The 9,515-nt window shown below is 69.8% G+C and carries 8 protein-coding genes; 4 read left to right on the forward strand and 4 right to left on the reverse strand.

The window, feature by feature from the left end; all coding sequences use genetic code 11:
* Positions 1–829: penicillin-binding transpeptidase domain-containing protein (locus ACFWI9_RS30625; RefSeq protein WP_387167421.1), on the forward strand; the 829-nt coding region annotated here is incomplete at its 5' end.
* 225 nt (positions 830–1,054) lie between these two features.
* Here the strand turns inward: ACFWI9_RS30625 and ACFWI9_RS30630 are convergent.
* The 3 genes from ACFWI9_RS30630 to pgsA are packed head-to-tail and all read right to left on the reverse strand — an operon-like array spanning position 1,055 to position 3,797.
* Positions 1,055–2,242: a glycosyltransferase family 4 protein gene (locus ACFWI9_RS30630; protein ID WP_387167425.1), complete on the reverse strand. Its 1,188-nt coding sequence runs from the start codon at positions 2,240–2,242 to the stop codon at positions 1,055–1,057.
* Positions 2,239–3,135 (reverse strand): phosphatidylinositol mannoside acyltransferase, encoded by an 897-nt coding sequence (locus tag ACFWI9_RS30635; protein ID WP_387167428.1) that lies wholly within the window; start codon positions 3,133–3,135, stop codon positions 2,239–2,241. Before ACFWI9_RS30635 ends, ACFWI9_RS30630 begins: the two co-directional genes overlap by 4 nt.
* Positions 3,132–3,797 (reverse strand): phosphatidylinositol phosphate synthase, encoded by a 666-nt coding sequence (gene pgsA / locus ACFWI9_RS30640; RefSeq protein WP_387167432.1) that lies wholly within the window; start codon positions 3,795–3,797, stop codon positions 3,132–3,134. The genes ACFWI9_RS30635 and pgsA overlap by 4 nt, the downstream gene beginning before the upstream one ends.
* 268 nt (positions 3,798–4,065) lie before the next feature.
* On the opposite strand from pgsA, the gene ACFWI9_RS30645 reads away from it, so the two are divergent.
* Positions 4,066–6,270 (forward strand): elongation factor G-like protein EF-G2, encoded by a 2,205-nt coding sequence (locus ACFWI9_RS30645; protein ID WP_387167435.1) that lies wholly within the window; start codon positions 4,066–4,068, stop codon positions 6,268–6,270.
* A 175-nt stretch (positions 6,271–6,445) separates the two neighbouring features.
* Positions 6,446–8,119, forward strand: coding sequence for a hypothetical protein (locus tag ACFWI9_RS30650; RefSeq protein ID WP_387167445.1), 1,674 nt, complete (start codon positions 6,446–6,448; stop codon positions 8,117–8,119).
* A 52-nt stretch (positions 8,120–8,171) separates the two neighbouring features.
* On the opposite strand, the gene ACFWI9_RS30655 is transcribed toward ACFWI9_RS30650, so the two are convergent.
* Complete coding sequence (locus ACFWI9_RS30655; protein ID WP_387167438.1) at positions 8,172–8,732, reverse strand: HIT family protein; 561 nt, start codon at positions 8,730–8,732, stop codon at positions 8,172–8,174.
* A 67-nt stretch (positions 8,733–8,799) separates the two neighbouring features.
* Here ACFWI9_RS30655 and ACFWI9_RS30660 point away from each other — a divergent pair.
* The coding region (locus ACFWI9_RS30660) for a potassium channel family protein (protein ID WP_387167442.1) at positions 8,800–9,515 on the forward strand (716 nt) is incomplete at its 3' end.

Raw genomic sequence — 9,515 nt, forward strand, 5'->3', positions numbered from 1 at the left:
GCCCAGCACCGGCGAGATCAGCGCAGTCGCCAACAGCCCGGCCGGCGGGTTCAACGTGGCGCTGGAGGGGGCGCAGGCCCCCGGCTCCACGATGAAGGTCGTGACCGCGGCGATGATGCTGGAGCACGGCCTGGTCGGCGGACCGACCTCCCCGGTCGAGTGTCCGAAGGAGGTGACCTGGTCGGGCCGGACCTTCCACAACAACAAGCACTTCTCCATCGCGAACGGCACCTTCCGGGACAGCTTCCGCCGCTCCTGCAACACCTTCTTCATGAAGGCGCTGGGCCCGCTGAACGCCAAGGGCGTGGAGGACATCGCCCTGAGCCAGACGGCCCGCAAGTACTTCGGCCTGGGCGGGGTGTGGTCCATCGGGATCGTCTCCACCGACGCCCGCATCCCGGTCTCGAAGGGCCCCGAGACGGCCGCCTCCTACATCGGCCAGGGCAAGGTCACCATGAACGCCCTCAGCATCGCCTCCCTCTCGGCGACCGTGAAAAACGGCGCGTTCCGCCAGCCGGTGATCGTGCCCAGGGAGATGATCAAGGGCGAGCTGACCACCGCCCAGCCACTGCCCGGGAACATGGCCGCCACCCTGCGCAGCCTGATGGGCGCCGCCGCGACCGACGGCACCGCCGCCAAGGCGATGTCCGCGGTCAGCGGCGACAAGGGAGCCAAGACCGGGTCGGCCGAGGTCGACGGGCAGAGCGACTCCAACAGCTGGTTCACCGGCTACGCGGACGACCTGGCCGCCGGCTCGGTCGTCCAGTCCGGCGGCTACGGCAGCGGGCCGGCGGGCAGAGTCGTCGCGTCCGTGCTGAACGCACGGTAGGGCGGAGACGGCCCGGTCGGCAGCGCGGAGACGGCCGGACGGGCCGAGGCGCACGATACGACGGCGGAGGCCGTCGATGCCGTGGCCAGTCTCGTTCCAGTACGTCCACAAGGGGCCGACCGAGGGGGACAGTAGCGGGCAGAGTGCCGTTCACGGACGGGTTCTGCCCGCTACTCCCACCGCCCGACGTTTCCCCAGGTCAAACCACGAAGTACGGCTGGAGTACTAGTCGCGGGCTAGGCCGAAGCGGGCCATCAGGCCCGACCGTTCCACCGCCGCCACCGACGCCGCCCCATCCGCTACGGTCTCGTACACCGCGAGGATGTCCGCGCCGACCGTCGACCAGTCGAAGCGCCGCACATGCGCGCTGCCCCGTGCGCGAAGCTCCTCGCGTCGTGCCGGGTCGCCCAGCAGCCGTACCGCCGCCGCGGCAAGCGAGTCCGCGTCCTCGTTGGTGAAGAGCTCGCCGGCCGCGCCCTGGTCCAGGACCTGGGCGAAGGCGTCCAGGTCGGAGGCGAGCACCGGCGCGCCCGCCGAGAGGGCCTCGACCAGGATGATCCCAAAGCTCTCGCCGCCCGTGTTGGGGGCGACGTAGACATCGACACTGCGCAGCAACCGCGCCTTGTCCTCGTCGCTCACCATGCCGAGGAACTCGACGCGTGAGCGCATCTCGGCGGGGAGGGAGGCGACCGCCTCCTCCTCGTCGCCGCGTCCCGCGACCAGCAGCCGGGTCTCCGGGCGCTCGGCGAGGATCTTCGGGAAGGCCTTCATCAGTACCGGCAGGCCCTTGCGGGGCTCGTCGATGCGGCCGATGAAGCCGATGGTGCCCCCTCTGGCTTTGCCGGGGGCATCCCCGCCCTGCCACTCGGCCTTGGGCTCCGCCTTGGCGAAGAAGTCCACGTCGACGCCGTTCGGGATCACGACCGCGTCGCCGCCCAGGTGTTCCACCAGCGTCCGGCGGGCGTACTCGCTGACCGCGATACGGGCGTTGATCTTCTCCAGCGCGGGCTGGAGGATCGGGTATGCCGCGATCATCGCCCGCGACCTCGGGTTGGAGGTGTGGAAGGTCGCGACGATCGGGCCCTGGGCCGCCCAGCAGGTCAGCAGACCGAGCGAGGGCGAGGCAGGCTCGTGGATGTGGATGACGTCGAAGGTGCCCTCGTGCAGCCAGCGCCGTACGCGTGCCGCGGAGAGGAAGCCGAAGTTGAGCCGGGCGACCGAGCCGTTGTAGGGCACGGGCACCGCGCGGCCGGCGGACACCACATAGGGCGGCAGCGGGGTGTCGTCGTCGGCGGGGGCGAGCACGGACACCTGGTGGCCCAGCCGGATCAGATGCTCCGCCAGGTCCCTGATGTGGAACTGCACGCCTCCGGGTACGTCCCAGGAGTAAGGGCAGACGATGCCGATCCTCATGCCCGCGGCTCCTCTAGGTCCGCGAGCCAAAGACGCTGGAGCATGTGCCAGTCCTCCGGGTGTTCGGCGATTCCGGTGGCGTAGGCATCCGCCAGCGCCTGTGTCATGGCAGACGTCTTCTCGGCCCTGGTACCTGTCTCGGGTACGTCGATGGGCGGGTGGACACGCCCCTGCATGACGTCGGTGTCGTCATACCAGAGGGTGACGGGCAGGAGCAGGGCACCGGTCTGCTGTGCGAGCAGGGCGGGTCCGGCCGGCATCCGGGCCGTTTCGCCGAAGAACTTCACCTCGATGCCCGACGCGGACAGGTCGCGATCGGCGACCAGGCAGACCAGGCCGCCCTCGCGCAGCCGGCGGGCGAGGGTGCCGAAGGCGGAGCCGCCGACGTGCGGCAGTACCTCCATGCCGAGGGACTCGCGGTAGGCGACGAACCGGTCGTAGAGGCTCTCGGGCTTGAGGCGTTCGGCGACCGTGGTGAACGGAGTGTCCAGGGCGCGGGTGACCCAGACCCCGGCGAGGTCGTAGTTGGCCATGTGGGGCAGCGCGAGCACGACGCCGCGGTCCGAGGCGATGCCGTCGGTGAGCCGGTGGACGTCATTGATGTGGACGCTGCGTCTGACGCGTTCCCGGTCCCAGGTGGGCAGCCGGAAGGACTCCATCCAGTAGCGCATGTAGGAGCGCATTCCGGCCTGGGAGAGTTCGGCGAGACGCTCGGGTCCGGCGTCGGGGACGACCCGGGCGAGGTTGGACTCCAGGCGCAGCACGCCCTTGCCGCGGCGCTTCCAGACGGTGTCGGCGATGCTCCGGCCGAGTCCGGTCGCTGCGGGTTCGGGGAGTTTCTTGACTGCGGACCAGCCAAGTCCGTACAGCGCGTCGGTCAGGCGTTCCTTCATGAAGCAGCCCCGTTCCCCTCCGGCGACGCCCCCGCGTCCGCCTCCGCCGCCTCGCGGCGTACCGTCACCACTCGCTGTCCCAGGGTCACCAGCGACCCGACAGCCACGATCCACAGCGCGATCGGCAGCAGGACCTGGATGCCCGGCACGCCGAAGGCGTGCAGCCCGGCGAGACCGGCCGCGACCAGTGAGATGACCAGCCGTTCGGCTCGCTCGACCAGTCCGTTCACCGCGACGGGCAGTCCGATGGACTCGCCGCGTGCCTTGGTGTACGAGACGACTTGGCCGCTGGCCAGGCAGAAGATGGCCACAGCGCACATCATGTTGTTGTCGCCCTCGCCCGCGTACCAGAGGGCGAATCCGCCGAAGATCGCCCCGTCCGCCACCCGGTCGAGCGTGGAGTCGAGGAAGGCACCCCAGCGGCTGGAGATCCCGGCCTGACGCGCCATGTTCCCGTCGACGAGGTCCGAGAACACGAACAGGGTGATGACGATGGTCCCCCAGAAGAAGTCTCCGCGCGGGAAGAACGCCAGCGCGCCGACCATCACCCCTGCCGTGCCGATGAGGGTGACCGCGTCGGGGCTCACCCCCCGGCGGAGCAGAAACGCGGCGAACGGCGTGAGGACACGCGTGAAGAACGCACGCGCGTACTTGTTCAGCATGGCCTTCCCGGGGTTCGGTGGGCCGTGCGGCCCTGGTGGCCACCGGCTGGCCCATCGTAGTCGCGGCGTTCCCGGGCAGGTGGACTCCCCCGGTCACGTACGACGTATGGACGCGCCGTGAAGGGAGTGGAAAGCTCGAAAGACCACCGCGGGCAGGTGCCGGAGCGTCTGTTCGTTCCGGCCGGGGGTCTCCCCGACACGGCGCCCCCGGGTCCGCGCCCCATCTCACCCCCCACCTCACCGTGCACGCAGTCGGGAGGAACGAATCATGGGCGACAAGGCAAACGCACACCCCGGAGCCGCCGGCAGGGCTACGACGGTCGACCGGCCCTCATCCGTACGGAATGTGGTGCTGGTCGGCCACAGCGGCTCGGGCAAGACGACGCTGGTCGAGGCCCTCGCGCTGACCGCGGGAGCGGTCAACAGGGCGGGCCGGGTCGAGGACGGCGGGACGGTCTCGGACTACGACGAGATCGAGCACCGCCAGCAGCGTTCCGTACAGCTCAGCCTCGTCCCGGTCGAATGGGGCGGGTACAAGATCAATCTGCTGGACACCCCCGGATACGCCGACTTCGTCGGGGAACTGAGGGCCGGTCTGCGAGCCGCGGACGCGGCCCTTTTCGTCGTCTCCGCGGCCCAGGAGGCCGATGCCGTGGCCGCTTCCACCCGGATGGTGTGGGAGGAGTGCGCGGCCGTGGGCATGCCGAGGGCCATCGTGGTCACCCACCTGGACACGGCACGCACCGGCTATGACGACCTCACCCGGATCTGCGGCCAGATCTTCGGCGGCGACGACCCCGATGCCGTGCTGCCGCTCTATCTGCCCCTGTACGGCCCCGAGGCCGCCGACGGGCACGCCCCGGTGACGGGTTTGACCGGGCTGCTGACCCAGAAGCTGTTCGACTACTCGGGCGGGGCCCGCGCGGAGCAGGCACCCGCGCAGGAGCAGGTGCCGCTGATCGAGGAGTCACGGAACCGGCTCATCGAGGGGATCATCGCGGAGAGCGAGGACGAGACCCTCATGGACCGCTATCTGGGCGGCGAGGAGATCGACCTCAAGACGCTGATCGAGGATCTGGAGAAGGCCGTCGCCCGGGGCGTTTTCCATCCGGTGCTGTTCGCCGCACCCGCCGCGGACGGCGGGAAGCAGGGGCTCGGCACCGTCGAGCTGCTGGAGTTGATCACGGGCGGGTTCCCGACCCCGCTGGAGCGGGAGGCACCGGCCGTCACGACCCCGGACGGCGTGCCCCGGCCTACGATCAGCTGCGATCCCGACGGGCCGCTGGTCGCCGAGGTGGTCAGGACCGCGTCCGACCCCTATGTGGGACGCCTGTCGCTGGTGCGGGTGTTCTCGGGGACGCTGCGCCCGGACGAGACGGTTCATGTCTCCGGGCACGGGCTGACGGACCGCGGCCACGAGGACCATGACGTGGACGAGCGGGTGGGGGCGCTGACCTCCCCGTTCGGCAAGCAGCAGCGCACGATGAACGCGTGTATCGCGGGTGACCTGGCCTGTGTCGCGAAGCTGTCGCGGGCGGAGACCGGCGACACGCTCTCGGCCAAGGACGATCCACTGCTGATGGAGCCGTGGGCGATGCCGGACCCGCTGCTGCCGCTGGCCATCCAGGCGCACAGCAAGGCGGACGAGGACCGTCTTTCGCAGGGCCTGTCCCGGCTGGCCGCCGAGGATCCGACGATGCGGCTGGAGCAGAACCAGGACACGCACCAGGTGGTGCTGTGGTGTCTCGGCGAGGCCCATATGGATGTGGCGCTCGAGCGGCTGCGCAGCCGGTACGGCGTACAGGTCGACGTCGTGCCGCACAAGGTGTCGCTGCGGGAGACGTTCGGCGAGCGGTCGGCGGGGCGCGGCCGTCATGTGAAGCAGTCCGGCGGACACGGCCAGTACGCGATCTGCGAGATCGAGGTCGAGCCGCTGCCGGCCGGTTCGGGAATCGAATTCGTGGACAAGGTGGTGGGCGGCGCGGTGCCGCGCCAGTTCATCCCGTCCGTGGAGAAGGGCATCAGGGCGCAGGCGGCGAAGGGGGTGGCGGCCGGCTACCCGCTGGTGGACGTGCGGGTGACGCTGCTGGACGGCAAGGCGCACTCGGTGGACTCGTCCGACGCCGCGTTCCAGACGGCGGGCGCGCTCGCGCTGCGTGAGGCGGCGGCCGACGCCCGGATCCATCTGCTGGAGCCGGTGGCCGAGGTGCAGGTGATGGTGCCCGACGAGTATGTGGGCGCGGTCATGAGCGATCTGTCGGGCCGCCGGGGCCGGGTGGTCGGCACAGAACAGGCAGGCCACAGTCGGACACTCGTACGAGCAGAGGTGCCCGAGATCGAGATCGGGCGGTACGCGGTCGATCTGCGGTCGATCTCGCATGGTACGGGTCGTTTCGACCGCTCATACGCCCGACACGAGGCAATGCCACCGCAGTTGGCAGGCAGGGTCAGGGAAGAGACGCAGGCCGCCTAGGAGTTGTGCGTGCCGTCCGCCGTATCCCCTTGCGGCGGGCGGCACTTCATGGTGATGAGGCGGATACAGCGCGTCCTCGCTACGCTGGGGTGCCCAGCTCGGAAGGTGTGCGGGGCACGGTGGTGGGGAACAGGTCGCAGTGCCGACGGTTTCGGCGACTACCGCGGATGCGGCGATGGGGGCGGGTGGGGTGGCGGAGCAGGCATTTGATTTCTCTCCTGGGGCGCAGGTCCCGCTCCAGGGTGCGGCCGGGCAGACGGCGGCGACGCACGCGCTCGCCTCGGCCGCGTACCGGGACAGCGAACTCGCCGAGATACTCAAGGCCAACAGCGAGTGGCACGAATCGAAGGTGGTCAAGCCGAAGATCAAGCTGTTCGAGCCGAACCTGGGCGAGGCGTTCTCCCGGGCGGTCCAGGTACGGCTGCTCGGCGGCGCGCGCAAACCGCTGATCCAGTCCTTCGGTACCGAGCCGCAGACCGTGGTCGAGCACGCCCTGGCCGCGAACGGCATCCGCAGGCAGCGGGACGCCAAACTCACCATGATCATGGCGGTGTTCGGGCTGCTGTTCCTGCCCGGGATGCTGCTGTGGATGGGAGCGTTCGGGCTGCGCCGGATGGTCGCCGGGGCGCAGAACAAGCGGCTGGGCGCGCTGGGCGGGGCGCTGATGGCGGGGCTGGCCCTGCTGGGGGTGATCTTCCTCCTCAAGCTGCCGTTCACCGGCTTCTGGGGCTACTACCTGCGCGGCATGATCATCGCCCCGGTGATCGGCTGGTGGCTCGCCAAGCGGATCTGCCTCGCTACGGCAAAGGACATGCGCGAGCGCTGGGACAGCCTGCTCTCCGGCGGTGGAATCGGTGCGAAGGTCCCCGAGGCCGTTCCCGGCCACCCGAACGAAACGGCGGCCGAGCAGCTGCGCCAGGGACTCGAACTGCTGACGGCGGAGCAGCACGCCAACTCGGTGTTCTACGCCGGCCCCAAGGGGATACTCGGCATGGGCACCCGCTGGGGCAGCTGGCAGCTCGCGGAGGAGCTGGTGGCGAAGGCACCGGCCAAGGAGTTCCACCAGTTCCGCAGCTGGGACGTCATCAAGGTGATCCACGACCAGCTCACCCTGCTCCAACGCGGCCCGCTGAACACGGGCGGCTTCCCGGCCCCTTCGGTGAAGCACTGGGTCGTGGTACCCGTCGGAGAGGGCGCGACGGAGGTGGCACGGCCCGAGGGCCAGGACGTGGACAACAGGTACCAGGTCAGACGCCACGAGATCCAGCGCATGTGCGACCACCAGCAGTTCGGCAGTGGCAACCGGCACTATCTGGGAGTGCAGTTCACCCTCTGGGACGGCCAGTTGGTGATCACCATGATGATCACTGTGACGGTACTGTTCGAGACCCTGCGGATCGAGGTGACCGGCCACGCCCTCGGCCCGGTGCACTCCCTGTTCACCACCAAGCCGGCGCCGAAGACCGTCGAGGTCGCCAAGACCGTGCGGTTCTGGGAGACCGAGACGCGGACCCTGCCGCTGGTGACGACGCGCGAGGTGGTACGCCAGATGGTCAGGGCGCCGTTCTCCTGGTACCCGCCACTGCTGGACTTCATCGGCGGGAAGCTGGTCCTCCCGGAGCCCTTCGGGCTGCGGCACGCATGGGCGGACAAGCCCTGGCGGCACCGGTTCATGGCCGATGACGCGATGCGCGCGGCCACCCCCGTGCTGCGGGTGACACACGCCGCGGCGATGCGGGTGCTGGAGGAGAACGGCGTGGATACCGAGCGTTTCAGCAACCGCTCCCTGATCGTCAGCGGGATGGTGCAGGACCCGATGCCTCGCAAGGCCGACGTCTACGACGCGTAGCCCCCTGGATGCGTGGTGCCGCCGTGAGTACCGCGGGCGGCACCACGCCCGGTCAGTCCTGCGGCCAAGCCTCCGCGAGCATCTTCCGCGTGTCGGCGAGGAGTTGGGGCAGCACCTTGGTGTGCCCGACCACCGGCATGAAGTTGGTGTCGCCGCCCCAGCGGGGCACCACGTGCTGGTGCAGGTGGGCGGCGATGCCGGCGCCCGCCACCGATCCCTGGTTCATCCCGATGTTGAATCCATGCGCCCCGGATGCCGTGCGCAGCGCCGTCATCGCCCGCTTGGTGAACGCCGCGAGCTCGACGGTCTCCGTCTCGTCGAGGTCCGTGTAGTCGGCGACGTGCCGGTAGGGCACCACCATCAGATGCCCGCCGTTGTACGGGTAGAGGTTCAGCACCGCGTACACGCTCCCACCGCGCGCGATGACGAGCCCGTCCTCGTCGGACTTCGAGGGGATGGAGCAGAAGGGGCAGCCGTCCTCGGCCCCCGGTCCTGTGGGCTTGTTCTCCCCCTGGATGTACGCCATCCGGTGGGGGGTCCACAGACGCTGGAAGGCGTCCTGGGTCCCTACTCCGATCTGCTGCTCCGGCTCACTCGTCATGTGGTGCAGCATATGACTTCGACCGTTCGGAGCGTGTCGCCGGGGCAGAGCCCGGCAGGCTCCGGGCGATGCTGTGCCGATGGACGTCGATGACGCGGGCACCCCGCTCCAGCGCTACGAGCGGCGCGTCGAGCTGCCGCTGTTCTGGGCCTCGCTGGTCTTCGTGGCGGCGTACTCCGTCATCGCACTGGCCCCGGACGCAGATCGGGTCTGGCGCGATCTCGCCCTGTCGGTGGCTCTGCTGATGTGGGCGGTCTTCGCGGCGGACTACCTGGTGCGGCTCCGGCTGAGCCGTCAGCGGCTCCGGCGCTTCCTGCGGGCGCAGTGGCTGGACACCGTGGTCCTGATCCTTCCGCTGCTGCGCCCACTGCGGTTGCTCAAGGTCTACACCGCAGTGCAGAGCCGCCGGGAGACCCCGAAGCTCAGTCTCCACGCGCGGGTCATCTCCTACGCGGGAACGGGAGCCGTCCTGCTCGGCTATGCCGGCGCGCTCACCGTCTACCAGACGGAGCACAGAGCGCAGGGGGCGACGATCCGGACGTTCGGGGATGCCCTGTGGTGGGCCTCCGAGACGTTGACAACGGTCGGCTACGGCGATGTCACACCCGTGACCCCGTTGGGGCGGCTGATCGCGGTCGGGATGATGATCTGCGGTCTGGCCCTCCTGGGTGCGGTGACGGGTTCGTTCTCGTCCTGGCTGGTAGAGGTGTTCACCAGGGAGGACGAGAGAAGGGGCCCCCCGGGCGCTGGGGGGCGGGGGGGCGCCCCCACCGACAAAGCGGGGGCACAGCAGAG

The sequence above is a fragment of the Streptomyces sp. NPDC127084 genome, assembly GCF_042724175.1.
In the GTDB taxonomy this organism is placed as follows: Bacteria; Actinomycetota; Actinomycetes; order Streptomycetales; family Streptomycetaceae; genus Streptomyces.